We start from the raw sequence: 15,820 nt of genomic DNA on the forward strand, positions 1-15,820 counted from the left end.
AGACGCGAACCGCGTAGTGCCGCGCCGCCTGCAACAGGAATCAACAGGAGAAATTCATGGCATCCGTGAACAAGGTCATTCTGGTCGGCAACCTCGGCGCCGATCCGGAAGTCCGCTATCTTCCGAGCGGCGACGCAGTGGCGAACATCCGCCTTGCGACGACGGACCGCTACAAGGACAAGGCGTCGGGCGAGATGAAGGAAGCCACCGAGTGGCACCGCGTCGCGTTCTTCGGCCGCCTCGCGGAAATCGTGGCGGAATATCTGAAGAAGGGCTCGTCGGTGTACCTCGAAGGGCGCATCCGCACGCGCAAGTGGCAGGCGCAGGACGGCACCGATCGCTATTCGACCGAGATCGTCGCGGAGCAGATGCAGATGCTCGGCGGCCGCGGCGGCGCGTCGATGGGTGGCGGCGATGAAGGCGGTTATAGCCGTGGCGAGCCGTCGGAGCGCAGCGGCGGCGGCGGTGGCCGCGCGATGTCGTCGGGCGGCGGTTCGCGTGGCGGTAGCGGCGGTGGCGGTGCGAGCCGTCCGAGCGCGCCGGCTGGCGGCGGCTTCGACGAGATGGACGACGATATTCCGTTCTGATCGTTGCGGCTCGATGCCGAGCCGACCAGCGTCCCGCTGATCGACACAAAAACAGAGGCCCGCTTTCTGCCAGGAAAGCGGGCCTTGCCGCCTTCTGTTTGCCGGCTTTTTTTACGTCACGCGCGCGGGCGGCGCATTCCGTCAGAAACTCACCGACTCAAATGCTCCAACGTATCCCGCAACGGCAGACTCGAAATCACGATCGGCCCGGTGAACGGCGTGTCGAGATCGACGATCACATAAACCGCCGAAGCAATCGACACCGCTCCCAGCGATATCGTCACCAGCGCCAACGCATTGCGCGGCGCGATCAACCCGAAGCTCAGAAAGATCACGCCTAGCCAGAACGTCAGCGTCTTGAAGAACGGCTGCGAAATCGAGCTGTGCGCTTCCTCGATGATTTTCCAGCGCGCGTCGATGACGCGCCGGTACTGCGTCAACGCGTCATCGAGCGCACGTTGCTGCAATGCATCCCGCGTGCGCAGTTGTCGCAATTGCCGTCCCACCGTGGTCAGCATGTCGCCCAGACGTACGTTTTCGAGTTGCTGCGGATTGTCCGGCGGCCCGAGATCGCGCGGATAGTCGCCGCTCGGCGCGGGCTCGCGCGGCCATGTCGAAGCGATCGCCGCCGCCGTGTACTGGCGCAACAGGCGCCGCGATTCGTCGGCCGCGCTGCCGAGCTCGCGCAGCGTCGAGTCGAATTCGATCAGTTCGGCCGCATAGCTGCGCATATCGTTCGACGCGGTGTCGAAGCTCGCTTTCGCCGATGCCGTCATCAAACCCAGCACCAGCGCGGCGAACGTCACCAGCATGCCGATCACGAGCTGCACGAGCTGTACGGTCTCGTGTGCCTTGTGCTCTTCCGGCAGCAGCGGCCGCACCCCGACGCCGAGGCCGGTGGCGATCAGCAGCAGCGCGAACACGAGTACGGCCGAACCGATTTCCGACATGGGCGCGCTCCGGGCAGGAAGGGGCTTCGACAGAAGGGCTTCAGCAAACGGGCTTCGAGACTCTATTGATGTAACGCAAGCCGGGCGAGCGATCAACCATAAAGTTTTCGGCCGATACGCCGTTGTCCCGAATGTGCTGTTTGCTTAATTTTGAGACAAGTTGCGGACCGGGCCGAACGGCGTGGGCGCAGCCTGCGTGGCCATGCAGCTATCGTCAACGATACGGAACCATCGGCCGGGCAGCCCAAGGAGACCAGTCCGATGTTGAAAAAGCTGTCGATTCGCACCAGCCTTACCCTGATGATCGTGTTCTTCGGCATCGTGCTGCTGCTCGGCGCGGCCGCGGGATTGTTGTCGCTGCGCTCGTCGAACGCGTCGCTGCAACAGATGTACACGGTCGACACGCCCGCCGTCGCCGACCTCGAAGGTAGCGCCGGCCAACTGCTGCGCCTGCGGCTCGCGCTCGCGACGTACGCGTCGCTCGTCGCGCTGAACGATCAGGACGGCGCGAGCGCCGTGCTCAAGCGCTTCGATCAGTACCGCAAAGCCTCTGACGAGCGGCTTGCCCACTATTTGAGCCATGCGGGCACGGATGCCGATGAGCAGCGTCTGATCGCCGACATGCAGCAGAAGCGCGACGCGTTCCTACACGACGGCGTAGACCCGACGCTCGCCGCGCTGAAGTCGAGCGACACCAACGCCTTCCAGCAATTGCAGGCGCATAAACTGCCGTCGCTGTACAGCGCGTACGAGAAGGCCATGCTCGCGCTCGAGCAGTTGCAACTCGATCACGGCGCACAGCGCTACAAGGATGCGCAGGACCTGTTCTACGCGATCAGCACGGCGGTGGCGATCGGCATTGCGCTGTCGCTGGTCGGCGGCTTGCTCGCCCGCTTCGTGCTCGTGCGCGGGATCGTCACGCCGGTCGATGCGACGATCGAGCAGTTCCAGCGCATCGCCAACGGCGACCTGAGCGGCCGCATCGAGGTGCTCAGCGACAACGAAATGGGCCGTCTCGCGGCCGCGCTGCGCAAGATGCAGGAGTCGCTGATCGCGACCGTCAACGCGGTTCGTCAAGGTACCGATTCGATCGATACCGGCGTCAGCGAGATCGCGGCCGGCAACGCCGATCTGTCGCAACGCACCGAGGAGCAGGCGGCGGCGCTCGAGGAAACGGCCGCGAGCATCGAAGAGCTGACCACGACGGTCAAGCAGACGGCCGACAACGCGAAAGAGGCGAGCTCGCTCGCGCAGGGCGCCTCGACACTGGCCGCGCGGGGCGGCGAGCTGACCGAGCAGGTGGTCGGCACGATGCACGGCATCGTCGACGATTCGCGGCGGATTGCCGATATCGTTGGTGTGATCGAGGGCATCGCGTTCCAGACCAACATCCTCGCGCTGAACGCCGCAGTCGAGGCGGCGCGAGCGGGCGAGCAGGGACGCGGCTTCGCGGTCGTCGCGAGCGAAGTGCGCTCGCTCGCGCAGCGCAGCGCGGCGGCGGCCAAGGAGATCAAGGGCTTGATCGACGCGTCGACCACCCGCGTGGAGCAGGGCTCGCAGCTCGTCGAGCGCTCGGGCACGACGATGAACGACATCGTCGGCGCGATCGCGCGCGTCAGTTCCATCATGAACGAGATCGCGGCGGCGGCGCTCGAACAGAGCACCGGCATCGATCAGGTCAATCGCGCGGTCGGTCAGATGGACGAGGTCACGCAGCAGAACGCGGCGCTCGTCGAGCAGGCGGCCGCGGCGGCGAGTTCGCTGGAAGATCAGGCGCGGCGCCTGTCGACGGCGGTGGCGGTGTTCCGGACCGGCAGCGAATCGCGCAGCCGTGCTCCGGCGCCCGGCGCGAAGCTGGCCGGTGTTGCCGGCGAGCGGAGACTGGACAGCGAGTTGGTCGCAGCGTGACGCGAGCCGTTGCGCTGCGTCAACCCGCGGCCTCTCACCGTCCCGCTACTGCATGGCCGCGTAATACCTCGCCACCGCATCGATTTCCTCGGGCGTCATCTGCCGCGCGACATTGCGCATCTGCTCGTTGATGTCGTTGCGCCGCGCGCCCGAAGCGAACGCCTGCAACTGCGCGGCCAGATAGGCCGCCGACTGTCCGCCGAGCCACGGCGCCGCGCCCTTGCGATCGAGTTGGCCATGACACGCGGCGCACGGTGCGATATTGCGTTGCGGGTCGCCCTGCATCACGAGCCTGGTTGCGGTCGCATCGGGTCCTTCGCCGGCGCGGGTCTTCTCGGCCGCCGCGGGGAGCGGGAGCGACGCGTAGTACACCGCCAGATCGTGCAGATCCTGGTCGCTGCGTCCCGTGATGATTGCCTGCATGACCGCGCTTTGCCGCTGGCCGCTCTGGAAGTCGCGCAATTCCTTGTAGGTCACGTCGGCGTACTGCCCGGCGAGCGCCGGCGCGGTGACCTGCACGGTGCCGAGTACGCCGTGGCACATCGAGCAGTGCTGCGTCGCGATCGTCGCGCCGCGGCTTATCGATCGCCATGCATCATGGAAATGTGATTAGCTGATGTCGATCGATAAATTTTGCTGTGAATTTCATTTGTGCGTCATGCGAAGAGCCGCACGAGCGCATCACGTGCATTGCTGACCAACTCGCTTTCGCCCGGACGCCGCGGCAGCAGATGAAACTCGATGGCGGGCAGCGGTGGCAAGCCGAAGTTCGCGGCACACGCCACCACGCCGCCGCCGAGCGACGACTCGTTCAGACAGGAAATCCCGAGCCCCGCCTTCAATGCGAGCTGCAGGCCCGCGACGCCCGACGCCGAATGCGACACCACGTACGGTACCTTGTGTTGGTCGAGCAGCTTGACGACGAAGCGCTGCAACTGACACGTCGACGGCAGCAGCACCAGTTGATACGGCGCGATGGGGCGGGTGGCGGCATCGGCGCAACTGGCCCATAGCAACCTTTCGCGCCGCACGACGATGCTCGCGGCACCGGCACCCGCGCCGCGCGCACGCAACTGGCCTGTGACGAGCCGCGCCGACAAACCGATGTCGAACGACGCGTGATCGTCCGCGCCGCTGTCGATCACCGTGCTCGGCAACACCGTCACGTGCAGCTTCAGCCGCGGATGCTGTTCCGAAAACGTCTTGAGGATGCGCGCGATGTCGTGCGGCCGGTAGTAATCGGTGATCGCGATGCGCAGCTCGCCGTCGAGCGAGCGGCCTTGCAGGTCGTCGAAGGCCGCTTCGCTCATCGCGATGATGCGGCGCGCATGCTCGAGCAGGCGCTCGCCCGCGGACGTCGGACTCACACCCTGCCGGCCGCGCACGAGGAGCGGCTGGCCGGCGCGCTCCTCGAGCTTCTTCAGCTGCTCGCTTACCGACGACTGCGACAGGAACACGCGCTGCGCGCCTGCCGACACCCCGCCCGATTCGGCGACGGCGACGAAGGTCCGCAACTGCGCAAGGTCGAAACCACGCTGGCTCATGATTCGGTTTTTCCGATGGTGGCGATCTAAATTTCCGGCTTTTCCGATGGAATGCCAAGCCGTAGCATACCCTCGAACGACACACGGAGGGTGTGATGGAAAACGGATCGATGACAGCGTCGGGCGGCACCGGCGAGCGCGGCGCGCGGCATCGCTGGAAGGTGCTGGGCGTGGGTTTTGCCGCGAATGCGAGCTTTTCGGCGGCATTTTCGGGGATTCCGACGACAGCGGTGTTCCTGCGCTCGGACTACCACCTGGGCAACCACGGGCTCGGCCTCGTGCTCGGCATGCTCGGCCTGGGTATTGCGGTCAGCGAGTTGCCGTGGGGGCTGCTAACCGACCGCCGGGGCGATCGCCGGGTGCTGCTGCTCGGCTTGCTGTCGACCGCGGTCGCGCTCGCCGGTCTCGCGCTGTTCGTGTCGCCGGGCGGCGCGCATGTGCCCGGCATCGTCCCGCTTGCGCTCGGGCTGCTGTTGGTCGGACTGCTGGGCGGCAGCGTCAACGGATCGAGCGGCCGGGCGGTGATGGCGTGGTTTCGCGAAGGCGAGCGCGGCCTCGCGATGAGCATCCGCCAAACCGCGGTGCCGGCGGGCGGTGGACTCGGCGCATTGGTCCTGCCGGTGCTCGCCTCGCACTTTGGTTTTGCGAGCGCCTATGCGGTGCTGGCGTTGGCGTGCGCGATCACGGCATGGTTCGCGTGGCGCTGGCTGCACGAGCCCGCACACGCGGACGATACGCCGGCGCCCAAAGGGGCGCGCGCGGCTGCGACGGCCCGTGCTGCGGCGGCCAACGGTCGGAGGTTGGACTCCTCGAACGTCAGCGCACCGCCGCCGATGATCTCCCCATTGCGCGACATCGCGATCTGGCGCGTCGCGCTCGGCGCGGGCGCGCTGTGCATGCCGCAGATTGCCGTGATCACATTCGGCACGGTGTTCCTGCACGACTTCGGGCGTGCCGGCGTGTTCGCGATCAGCGCGACGATGGCCGCGGTGCAGACTGGCGCCGCGATCGCGCGGGTCTGGAGCGGCGCGTGGACCGACCGGCGCGGCAACCGCCGCGCGTATATGCGGGCATGCAGTCTGGTGACCGCCGTGCTGTTCGTGCTGCTCGCGCTCGCGACCGGGCTCATCGGCCTGCGTCGCGCCGGGGCGGTCGCGCCGTTCGCGCTGATGATCGTACTCGGCGGAATTAGCGCGTCGGCGTGGCACGGCGTCGCGTTCACCGAACTCGCGTCGCTCGCCGGTACTCGCCGCGCGGGCACCGCGCTCGCGATGGGCAACACCTGCGTGTTCCTCACGCTGTTCGTGACGCCGCTCGCGATTCCGGCGCTGCTGTCTATCGGAGCATGGCCGCTGGTGTGGACGGTGGCGAGCGCTTGCGCGTTGCTCGCATTGCCGGTGTTTCCGCGCACCGCGTCGACGCGTGCGATGCGCGCGACGCGTGCTTGCGACGCGGCGTGAGACATGGGGCGAACAGGGCGCGCTTTGCGTTGCCGAATTGATTTTGATTCGATTCGAATCACGGTGCGCATATTGCCTGGTCGAACTATAAATTATCCCGATTATTGATCCGGATTAGGAACGCTCCGATTGTCGTGAATTTGCGAGGGTGATCAGATGGCTTTTCCGGCACGTCGCTTGAGTGCCGCGACGCAGGTCGACGCCTGCCGCCTGCACAGCCACTGCCGCGCGCATTTCGACCATTCTTATAACGAGCGAGACTAATCGTGACAAATCTTCGAATCATTCTGGCGGACGATCACCCGTTCGTCCTGCTTGGCCTGAAATCGACACTGGAGGCGCACGAAGGTCTGTCCGTCGTCGGTCAGGCGCAGATGCCCACTGCGTTGATCGCATTGCTGCAACACACACCGTGCGACGTGCTCGTCGTCGATCTTTCCATGCCGGAGCCCGCTGGCGAGATTGGCGACGGACTCGGCCTGATCCGGCGCGTTCGTGGCGAGTGGCCGTCATTGCGCGTCGTCGTCGTGACCGGGCAGACGAATGCCGCGATGTTGCGTGTCGTCGTCGCCGATGCCGCGGTCAGTGTGATCGGCAAAGCCGATTCGCTCGAGGAACTGCCGCAAGCGGTCTGCGACAGTGCGCGCGGCGCGCGCTACCTGGGCCGCTCGGTAGTCGAAACGCTCGCGCGTTTGCAGCCGGACAACGGTCGGTTCGTGTCGGCCCTGCTGCTGTCGAAGCGGCAGACCGACATCCTGCGCAGGCTCGTGAGCGGCGAGTCCATCGTGCAGATCGCGGCGGCGCTCGGCTGCCATCGCCGCACGGTGAGCCGGCACAAGCGCGAAGCGATGGCGCGGCTTGGCGTCCACGACGACCCCGCGCTTTTTTCCTGCGTGCGCGCCTGCGGCACGGTCCTCCTCGAATCGGAAGACTAGGGTCTGTTTACATATGGAACGCACGTGCGTTGCCGCGAGAAGGGCCGCTCGCAAGGACTGTGACGCCGCGAATACTCGACGTATTCGCAAGGAGCATGACGCAGCGAGCGGCCCTTCTCGCGGCAACCCCATTACCTGATTTCATTCCAGGGGAATGCCCGCTATCGGCCGCAGGGCGGCGTCGCGCGTCGCTCACGTGGCGAGGCCACGCAGCGCTCCTTGCTCCTTGCCCTGCGCCCCGAAGGAAGTCCCCTTGGGGGACGGCCGATAGCGGGCATTCGCACGTGCGTTCCATATGTAAACAGACCCTAAGCATCAGGCATACGGTTGTTCGTACCATTTCAGAGCGCTCTGATGTTTGTCGCAATAGAAATGCTCGACCATTGCGTGAGCGCCGGTCACACATAACAAGGTCGAGAAATGAAAGTATCGAGGAGCGCCAGACGATGAACCTCATGGCTGCATCAGGCTCGCCTGTTCGAACGATCATTGCGGATGATCATCCGCTGGTTCTGCTGGCTATAGAAAATCTGATTGGCAACTATCCGGACCTGAAGGTGGTTGGCCGTGCGGCGGATGTCGCCGAACTGTTCATCGAAGTCGATCGCAGTCCTTGCGATATCGTGCTGATGGACCTTTACATGCCAGGAGGGCACAACGACAACCGGTTCGACGTCGTCAGGCAGTTGAAGGCGCGCTATCCCAACGTGGCGCTCGTCATTCTGACAATGGAAACGGAGGCGGCGACGCTGCGCAAAGTGATGTCGCTCGGCGTGGATGGGCTGCTGAGCAAACGTGATCGTATCGATCTGATCCATGTGGCGGTGGTCATGGCGCTGGCGCGCGAATGTTTTGTCGGTCCGGCGGTGCGCGCCATGCTGGCCGATGTCACGCTGACGAAACGTCTGGACTTCGTGCGCGCCACCCTGTCTCGCCGAGAGTTCGAGGTTTTTACGCAATACGCGTCAGGACTCGGCGTCACGGAAATCGCCACGCGGCTGGGACGTAGTGTGAAGACGATCAGCGCGCAGAAGTGCATGGCCATGCGCAAGCTGTCGCTGAATAGTGACGCCGAACTGTTTCGTTTCGCAGTCGAGTATGGCGTAGTGCCAGAAGGGCTTGGTCAAAGCCGTTAAGCGGGCGGCAACATTCTGCGCAGCCGCGCGGCGAATATATCGGCATAACCGGGGGACACATTTCGTGCGGTATGCCCGATCGACACCATAAAAAAGTCACGGAAAAGAATGCCAAACAAGATTCACGTCGTCGTGGCGGACGATCACGACTCCATTCGCGCGGGCGTCCGATCTCTGCTGCGCGACAAGCCGAATATCGAAATTGTCGGCGAAGCTGCCGACACCCGTGGTCTCGCGAAGCTGCTCGATGCCTGCGCATGCGACGTCGTCGTGTCGGACATCGGCATGCCGGGACTCGACGGAGACACCAGCGCGGTGCCGCTATTGCGCCGGCTGCTACGGCGCACGCCGCATCCCCACGTGGTCGTGCTGACCATGATTGGGCGCGCGCATGTGTTGGCCGGCTTGCGCAATATCGGCGTGACTGGAATCGTCGACAAGCGCGACGTCGTGGACGCATTGATCGACGCAATCGAAGCCGTTGCCGCCGGGGGCACCCATCTATCGGAACAGGTTCGGGCCGCACTCGCGACCGCGGAGCCTGCGCCGCCCCGGCGCGGCGGTGTGATGAGCGCACGCGAGTGGGAGGTGTTTCAACTCTATGTGCGAGGCCTCGCGGTGCACGAGATCGCCACACGTCTGCGACGTAGCGACAAAACCATCAGCACGCAAAAACGCAGCGCGATGCGCAAGCTCGGACTGGAAACAGAAGCCGACCTGATCAACTACGCCACTCAGATTGGGCTGATATGAGGCGCAGCAACGGTCACAAATTCTTGTTCTCGATGGATTTGAGGTAGCCCTTATCAGACTTATCTGATTGCCGTGGCGTTGGGGGGCACCCAATAATCCTGGCGCGCCTGTCATTGCGCGCCTTGCGCCGCAACTGCCAAGCGGCTGGTTCGTGATCCGATTACCAATGGATCAGGGGAATCCGGTGCAGACCTCTTCGCGCGATCGTTTGGCGTCTGTGCCTCATACTTGATGGACGGGATAGAGATGGTTGCGCTAGGCAAGCGATTGTGCAGCGAGGGTGTGGGTACGGCTTGGCTCGTGTTCGTCGGCTGCGGCAGTACGGTGCTGGACACCACAGGCGTGCTGCAGGGCACTGGCGCGTTGCAAATGTCGTTGGCGTTCGGTCTTGCGCTTGCTACCGGCAGCTATGCCTTCGGCAAGATTTCCGGCGCGCATTTCAATCCTGCCGTCACCATCGGCCTGACGATCGCGCAGCGCTTTCCCGTGCGTGATGTCTTGCCCTATATCGCTGCGCAAATCTGGGGCGCAATAGTCGCCGCGGCGCTGCTCGCCTACCTCGCCAGCGGCCGGCCAGGTTTCGAACTCTCCGCGAGTGAATTCGCGGCGAACGGCTTCGGCGCTCATTCGCCCGCCGACTATCCATTGCATGCGGCGCTCGTCGTGGAATTCGTGCTGTCGTTCGTGTTTGTCGGAGCATGCCTGCTGGTCGTCGTTCGAAAAGAGGTGGCAACGATTGCGCCGTTCATCACCGGCGCATCTCTGATGCTCGTCTACCTGGTGTCCATTCCGATCACCAATGGAGCGGTCAATCCCGCACGCTCGACCGCGCAGGCGCTGTTCGTCGGCAACTGGGCGCTGGATCAGTTGTGGCTATTCTGGGCCGCGCCGTTGGCCGGAGCAATCGCGGCTGGCGTGCTGTTTTCGTTTCTGGACGGCGGAGCCGATTCGTCTTCGGTGTCGTTGGTGGACGGGCAGGGTGACGTTTCGTGAGCGAGGGACGGTACTCACCACTTCCGGTCGATGCGGTGCTGACATTGGGGCTGCGGCGTTTGTTGCGGTGTCTGTGGCCGCGCTCGCCGCGCCACTCAATGACGCATTGGCTCGCGTTTTTTCTGCTGGCGGTTACGGATGCGGTCTGCATGGCCGGACCTGCCGGCGCTGCGTCACAGCCACCCGTAATTTCCGCAGTGGGAGCGGGTTCTTCCGCGTCGTCATCCATTGCATTTCCTGCCAGATTGACGGTCGGCATTCTCGAAGGAGGCTGGGCGCCGTTCGACATTCCGCAGGGCGGCCGGCTCGCCGGCGTCAGCGGCGACCTGTTGCGCGCGCTCGTGGGGCCGAACGTCGTCGTCGAGACGAAGAGCTTTCCCGACATGGCCAAGCTGGTCGCCGCGGCTTGCGCCGGCGAGGTCGACCTGCTGACGAGCATAGCGCGCACGCCGGAGCGCGAGCGCTGCCTCAGCTTTACGGCTCCTTACTTCCACTCGTTCGCCTCGGCCGTCGTGCGGCGCGACGACGCCCGGCATGTGAACCCCACCGACCTCGCTGGCGCGCGTATCGCAATCGAGCGCGGTTTTGCGCGTGAGCGTTTGTTGCGCGCAGGTTTTCCTCGCGCGAGTATCGTCTCGTTCGCGAGCACGCACGAAGCGCTGAACGCGCTACTGCATGGCGATGCAGACGTCTACTTCGGCTTCACGCCGGTCGTGCAATACGAACTGGCGACCGACGCGTATCGCAATCTGCGCGTAGCGTTCGAGCAAGGCGGCAAAGCGCTCGACCTGCGCTTTGCCGTATCGCCTCGACAGCCTGCTTTGCGCGATCAGCTGAACCGCGCGCTCGTGTCGATGAATCCCGCCGAGGCCGCCGCGATACGCGCGCGCTGGCTGTCCGGCAACTTCAACGCGGCGCCCGCGCCGCATGCACCACGCTTCACGTTGACGCCGGAAGAAAAGAACTGGCTGCGTTCGCTGCCGCCGTTGCAGGTCGGCTTCGACAACGACTGGGCGCCGTTCAGCTATGTCGATTCCGCAGGCCGCCCCGTCGGTCTGACCGCCGATTACCTTACGTACCTGAGCAGCACGCTCGGTGTCGTGTTCAACCGCGCGCGCATGGCCGACTGGGCCGCCGCCGTCGAAGCGTTCCAGCGTGGCGACCTCGCGATGCTGTCCTCCACATCGAGTCGCGCCGCGCTTCTGGTAGGCGCCGACCATAGCCGGGTGTACGAGAGCGATCCGCTGGTGATCGTCGGGCGGAGCGGCGCGCCGCCCCCATGCTCGTTCGACGACATCACGTCGTGCCGCGTCGTGATGTCGCCGCATGTGGCCGGCTCGGTGCCGCTCGCGTTGGAAGCGGTGCCGGTCGATCACATCGTCGTCGCGGCGAGCCTGGGCGAGGCGACGCGCATGGTCGCGAGCGGCGAGGCCGACGTGCTGGTCGGCAACGCTGCCGCGATCAACGTGCAACTGCGGCAGCACTACGTCGGCGCGCTCAGGGTGCTCGACTCGCTCGGCGAATCCGACTCGTTGTATTTTGCTGTGCGCGAGGATCTGAGCCCGCTCGTCAAGCTGATCGATCGCGCGTTGCAGGCAATGCCGGCAGCCGAAAAGCAGCGCATCCGGCGCAAGTGGGTGAGTCCCGCCGCGCCGGACAACGCCGTATGGAGCGTGACTGCGGTGCGGCTGCTGCCGGTGCTGATCGGCATCGGCGTCGTGCTGCTGGTCACGTTGCGCGCGTACGTGCTGCTGCAACGCGAAGTCCGGCTACGCAAGCAGACCGAGCGCGAACTCGCACTGCAATTGAACTTCCAGGAAACGATGATGAAGACGGTGCCGTATCCGCTCATCGCGAAAGGCCTGGACGGACGGTACATCGCGATCAACGAGGCCTATGAGAAAGCGTGCGGGCTGGAGCGGAAGGACGTGCTCGGGCGCACGACGACCGAGGTCGGCACATGGGGCGACGCAAACAGCCGCGTGCTCGACGACATCACGGGCGAGATCCTGCGCGGCGGCGGCATCGCGAAAGTCGAACTCCAGTTCGAGGAAGGCGCTGGCGAGACGCGGCATGGAATTTTCTGGACGAGCGTCTGCGAGGCCAGCGATGGGCATCCGGCGTACGTGCTTGGCACGATGGTCGACATCACCGACATCCGGCGCGCTGAAATGCTCGCGAGCGAAACCGAACGGCGCCTGTTCGACGTCACGCGCTCGTTGCCCGCCGTCGTGTTCCAGTTGCGGCGCTCGCCGTCCGGCGCGTATTCCTTCCCGTACATCGGCGGCGACACGCGGCATCTGCTCGGCGAGGGTGATTGGCATGGGGGGGCACGGGTCGATTTCCAGCGAGTGTCGGAGCTGGATCGGCCGCGCGTTCTCGCCGAGCTCGAGCGTTCCGCGAGCTGCGCCTCCCCCGTGCATATGGAGTTCCGCCTGGAAAACGCCGGTCAACTAAAGTGGGTGCGGGCCGAGCTGGTGCCGCGGCGAGAAGCCGATGGCAGCGTCGTTTGGAGCGGCTATTGGGTCGATGCGAGCGTCGAGCGCGCGCGTTCGGAGGAACTCGCGCGGGCACGCGACGTGGCCGAGGCGGCCTCGCGCGCGAAGGACGACTTCTTCGCGATGATGAGCCACGAAATCCGCACCCCGATGAACGGTGTGCTCGGTCTCGTCGAAGTGCTCGAGCGCACGCCGCTCAGTTCCGATCAGAGCGAAATGCTCGGCATGATCCATGAGTCGGCGGGCGCGCTGCTGCAGATTCTCGATGATCTGCTCGATTATTCGAAGATCGAGGCGGGGCGGCTCACGCTCGAAGCCGAGCCGATCGATCTGCGCGAACTCGTCGATAACGCGGTCGGCCTGCTCGCGGGGCGCGCCCACGAAAAAGGGCTGAAAGTGCGCGTCGACATCGCGACCGACGCCGCCGCGACGCTCCGCGGCGACAGCGTGCGTCTGCGCCAGATTCTGTTCAATCTGCTTGGCAATGCGATCAAGTTCACGCCGAAGGGCGAGGTGGGTGTGAGCGTGGCGGTCGTCCAGGATCGCGCGGACTCGCAGACGTTGGAGCTGACCGTTGAGGACACCGGCATCGGCATCGCGCCGGATGTGCAGGCGGGCCTGTTCGAGCCGTTCGTGCAGGCTGAGTCGTCCACCACGCGGCGCTTCGGCGGCACGGGCCTTGGGCTGACGATCTGCCGCAAGCTGATCGACCTGATGAACGGCACGCTCGCGCTGCGCAGCGAACCGGGCCACGGCACGAGGATGATCGTGCGGCTGACGATGCCGATCGTCGAACGGCGTTATTCGATCAACGGTCTGCGCGGCAAACGCGCCGTCGTGATCACGCGAGATCCGCGCATCGGCCGTGCTCTCGCACACTTCGGCGAGGCGCTCGGGCTCGAACTGCGCAGCCTCTCGGCCGCTGCGGCGACGCAGGGCAAAAGCGGCGTGCTGAGCCGCGCGGATCTGCTGTTCGTCGGCGAGGACGTCACGTTGCCCGTACAGATCGGCGCAAATGCGCGTGTCGTCACGCTGACCGAAAAGCCGATGCCGACGGGTTACCGCATCCTCGACGACAAGGTGCGCGTGAGCATCAATCCGATTTCGTGGCGCGGCCTCGGCGCCGCATGCGCGGCCGCGATGACGGGCCTGTCGTCGATGTCCCCGATGGTACCGCGAGCGCCAGGCGTGCCGTTCTCGACCGATGGCGTCGCTCCGCCGCCGGATCGTGAACGCGCGATCGCGAGCGGGCGACTGATTCTTGTCGCGGAAGATCACCCAGTCAATCAGGAGTTGATCCGCCATCAACTCGCCCTGCTGGGGTTCGCGTGCGACGTCGCGAACGACGGCGCCGAAGCGCTTCTCGCGCTCGAGCGCACGAGCTATGGCTGCCTGATCACGGACTGTCACATGCCGAACCTGTCCGGTTACGAACTGACTCGCCGTATCCGCGAAGCGGAGGCACTGCTGCGCGGCGACGCGCAGCGTCTGCCGATACTCGGCATCACGGCCAACACCGCGCCCGACGACCTGAGGCTGTGCCGCGAAGCCGGCATGGACGACAGTCTGATCAAGCCGACTCGGCTCGCCACGTTGCGCGACTACCTGAGCCGCTGGTTTGGCACCGACACCGTTCGGCACCCCGCGCCGGCAGAAACATGCGGTCGCGAATCGTCTGCGCCGGCCGGCGAGCGGCAGATCACGCAGCGCGTCGGTGTCGAAGTCGAACCGTACGTGCCCGTCGAACTAGCACACATGACGCAGTTATGGGGAAGCGAGTCGACGGTCAAGGCGTTGCTCGGTTCATTCATCTCGTCGATGCGCGAAGACTTCAACGCGCTTGCGACGTTACTCGAACGCGCAGACACGGGGCGGGTGCCCGAGTGGCTGCATCGGGTGATGGGGGCGGCCAGCGTGCTGCAGTATCAGCCACTCGTACACGCGCTCGAAGCCTATCGTCGCGACATTGTCGCGAAGTCGCCCGAGCAGTTGCGTAACGAGGGGCATGCGCTAATCCGCCAATGCGAGGCGATGCTCGATGGCATCGAACAGCAGGCCGCATTGCTCGTCTAGCGGGCGGCGGGCGGTGACCTCGCGCGAATACGCGGCCGATTCAAACGGGCGCGACCAAAATCGGGACGAAAAAAAACGCGGCCGAAGCCGCGTTAAAGATTTGGAGACATCCTTCGATGAAGGAGTCACTTCTCGCAAATCGAAGCATACCAGGAACAGCGTCATTTGTTCATTGCAAATCGCGCAATTAACTTTTCGATTAAATCGATTAAAACGATTTCGCACTACGTTTTTGCCGGTATTTTAGGCATATCGTGACGAACGCCGGTGCGCATTGCGCACCTTGCCCATCAGGCCTTCTGTTTTAATCACAGTCCGGTTCGAATTAAAGCGGCCCGCGCAAGCCACCATCCCAACCTCACCGGCTCCAAATGATTTGCACTAGTATGTGGAAGCTCCGCACGGCCGACACGGGTGCGCGGTGGCGCGTCAATGTCCGGAGAAGACCATGATTTCGCTGCGAAAATTGAATCTGGCCGTGGTGGTGTGGGCGCTTGCGTCGGGCGCTGCGTTCGCGGATACGGTTGCGCTGAAGGCGAATCTCCAGCCGTCGAGCGAAGTGCCGCCGCGCGTGAGTCACGGGCACGGCATGCTGAATGCGACCTTCGACACGTCCACCCAATCGCTGCAGTGGACTGTTACTTACGAAGGCTTGAGCAGTCCGGTCACCGCCGCGCATTTCAACGGTCCCGCGCCGGTTGGCCAGAACGCGAAGGTCCAGGTGCCGATCGGGAAGAATGGCCTCGCGAGTCCGATCAAAGGCACGGCGAAGCTGACCGAGCAGCAGGTCACGGATCTGATGGCGGGGCAGTGGTACTTCAATGTTCATACCGCGCAGAATCCGACGGGCGAAATTCGCGGGCAGGTGTTGCCGGCGAACTAGGCGTGGGCCTCGCGTGGGCCGAGCGCGCGTGCCGCGGCCAAAAGCAGCTTCACACCGTTAGAACCCGCCAACCAACGGCGCCCCCGCCACTGCCAGTACC

At 64.8% G+C, this 15,820-nt stretch carries 11 protein-coding genes and 1 pseudogene; 9 read left to right on the forward strand and 3 right to left on the reverse strand.

Annotated features, from left to right (window positions below; genetic code table 11):
• Positions 1–56: 56 nt before the first annotated feature.
• Positions 57–587 carry a single-stranded DNA-binding protein gene (locus HDG33_RS12650; RefSeq protein WP_090802962.1) on the forward strand — a complete coding sequence of 177 codons (531 nt, stop codon included), beginning with the start codon at positions 57–59 and terminating at the stop codon, positions 585–587.
• A gap of 149 nt (positions 588–736) precedes the next feature.
• Here the strand turns inward: HDG33_RS12650 and HDG33_RS12655 are convergent, their stop codons facing one another.
• Positions 737–1,537 carry a hypothetical protein gene (locus HDG33_RS12655; protein WP_184027025.1) on the reverse strand — a complete coding sequence of 267 codons (801 nt, stop codon included), beginning with the start codon at positions 1,535–1,537 and terminating at the stop codon, positions 737–739.
• Between the two features lie 261 nt (positions 1,538–1,798).
• On the opposite strand from HDG33_RS12655, the gene HDG33_RS12660 reads away from it, so the two are divergent.
• Positions 1,799–3,445 carry a methyl-accepting chemotaxis protein gene (locus HDG33_RS12660; RefSeq protein WP_184027028.1) on the forward strand — a complete coding sequence of 549 codons (1,647 nt, stop codon included), beginning with the start codon at positions 1,799–1,801 and terminating at the stop codon, positions 3,443–3,445.
• Positions 3,446–3,490: 45 nt separating this feature from the next.
• Here HDG33_RS12660 and HDG33_RS12665 read toward each other — a convergent pair.
• Both HDG33_RS12665 and HDG33_RS12670 read right to left on the reverse strand, forming a co-directional pair.
• Positions 3,491–4,030 (reverse strand): annotated as a pseudogene (locus HDG33_RS12665) (c-type cytochrome); the annotation flags it as partial.
• A 71-nt stretch (positions 4,031–4,101) separates the two neighbouring features.
• Complete coding sequence (locus tag HDG33_RS12670; RefSeq protein ID WP_184027031.1) at positions 4,102–4,989, reverse strand: LysR family transcriptional regulator; 888 nt, start codon at positions 4,987–4,989, stop codon at positions 4,102–4,104.
• A gap of 95 nt (positions 4,990–5,084) precedes the next feature.
• Between HDG33_RS12670 and HDG33_RS12675 the strand changes: the two genes are divergently transcribed.
• The 7 genes from HDG33_RS12675 (at position 5,085) to HDG33_RS12705 (ending at position 15,720) form a co-directional block, all read left to right on the forward strand.
• The gene (locus HDG33_RS12675; RefSeq protein ID WP_184027034.1) at positions 5,085–6,449 is read left to right on the forward strand and encodes an MFS transporter; all 1,365 of its coding nucleotides are present in this window, start codon (positions 5,085–5,087) and stop codon (positions 6,447–6,449) included.
• A 266-nt stretch (positions 6,450–6,715) separates the two neighbouring features.
• Entirely contained in the window at positions 6,716–7,384 is a 669-nt protein-coding gene (locus tag HDG33_RS12680; RefSeq protein ID WP_184027037.1) for a response regulator transcription factor, read from the forward strand.
• Between the two features lie 446 nt (positions 7,385–7,830).
• Entirely contained in the window at positions 7,831–8,520 is a 690-nt protein-coding gene (locus HDG33_RS12685; RefSeq protein ID WP_090802973.1) for a response regulator transcription factor, read from the forward strand.
• Between the two features lie 108 nt (positions 8,521–8,628).
• Complete coding sequence (locus tag HDG33_RS12690; RefSeq protein ID WP_184027040.1) at positions 8,629–9,273, forward strand: response regulator transcription factor; 645 nt, start codon at positions 8,629–8,631, stop codon at positions 9,271–9,273.
• 246 nt (positions 9,274–9,519) lie between these two features.
• On the forward strand, positions 9,520–10,266 hold the full coding sequence (gene aqpZ, locus HDG33_RS12695) for an aquaporin Z (RefSeq protein WP_184027043.1): 747 nt from the start codon (positions 9,520–9,522) through the stop codon (positions 10,264–10,266).
• 98 nt (positions 10,267–10,364) lie between these two features.
• Entirely contained in the window at positions 10,365–14,837 is a 4,473-nt protein-coding gene (locus tag HDG33_RS12700) for an ATP-binding protein (protein WP_221311389.1), read from the forward strand.
• Positions 14,838–15,285: 448 nt separating this feature from the next.
• On the forward strand, positions 15,286–15,720 hold the full coding sequence (locus HDG33_RS12705) for a CHRD domain-containing protein (protein WP_184027046.1): 435 nt from the start codon (positions 15,286–15,288) through the stop codon (positions 15,718–15,720).
• The last annotated feature ends 100 nt before the right edge of the window (positions 15,721–15,820 follow it).

The organism is Paraburkholderia sp. Cpub6 (assembly GCF_014201065.1).
Lineage (GTDB): Bacteria > Pseudomonadota > Gammaproteobacteria > Burkholderiales > Burkholderiaceae > Paraburkholderia > Paraburkholderia tuberum.

Coding starts and splice junctions, on each gene's coding strand:
- HDG33_RS12675 (WP_184027034.1), top strand. CDS start 5,085: ATGGAAAACGGATCGATGACAGCGTCGGGCGGCACCGGCGAGCGCGGC.
- HDG33_RS12685 (WP_090802973.1), top strand. CDS start 7,831: ATGAACCTCATGGCTGCATCAGGCTCGCCTGTTCGAACGATCATTGCG.
- HDG33_RS12660 (WP_184027028.1), top strand. CDS start 1,799: ATGTTGAAAAAGCTGTCGATTCGCACCAGCCTTACCCTGATGATCGTG.
- aqpZ (WP_184027043.1), top strand. CDS start 9,520: ATGGTTGCGCTAGGCAAGCGATTGTGCAGCGAGGGTGTGGGTACGGCT.
- HDG33_RS12705 (WP_184027046.1), top strand. CDS start 15,286: ATGATTTCGCTGCGAAAATTGAATCTGGCCGTGGTGGTGTGGGCGCTT.
- HDG33_RS12700 (WP_221311389.1), top strand. CDS start 10,365: ATGACGCATTGGCTCGCGTTTTTTCTGCTGGCGGTTACGGATGCGGTC.
- HDG33_RS12670 (WP_184027031.1), bottom strand. CDS start 4,989: ATGAGCCAGCGTGGTTTCGACCTTGCGCAGTTGCGGACCTTCGTCGCC.
- HDG33_RS12690 (WP_184027040.1), top strand. CDS start 8,629: ATGCCAAACAAGATTCACGTCGTCGTGGCGGACGATCACGACTCCATT.
- HDG33_RS12655 (WP_184027025.1), bottom strand. CDS start 1,537: ATGTCGGAAATCGGTTCGGCCGTACTCGTGTTCGCGCTGCTGCTGATC.
- HDG33_RS12650 (WP_090802962.1), top strand. CDS start 57: ATGGCATCCGTGAACAAGGTCATTCTGGTCGGCAACCTCGGCGCCGAT.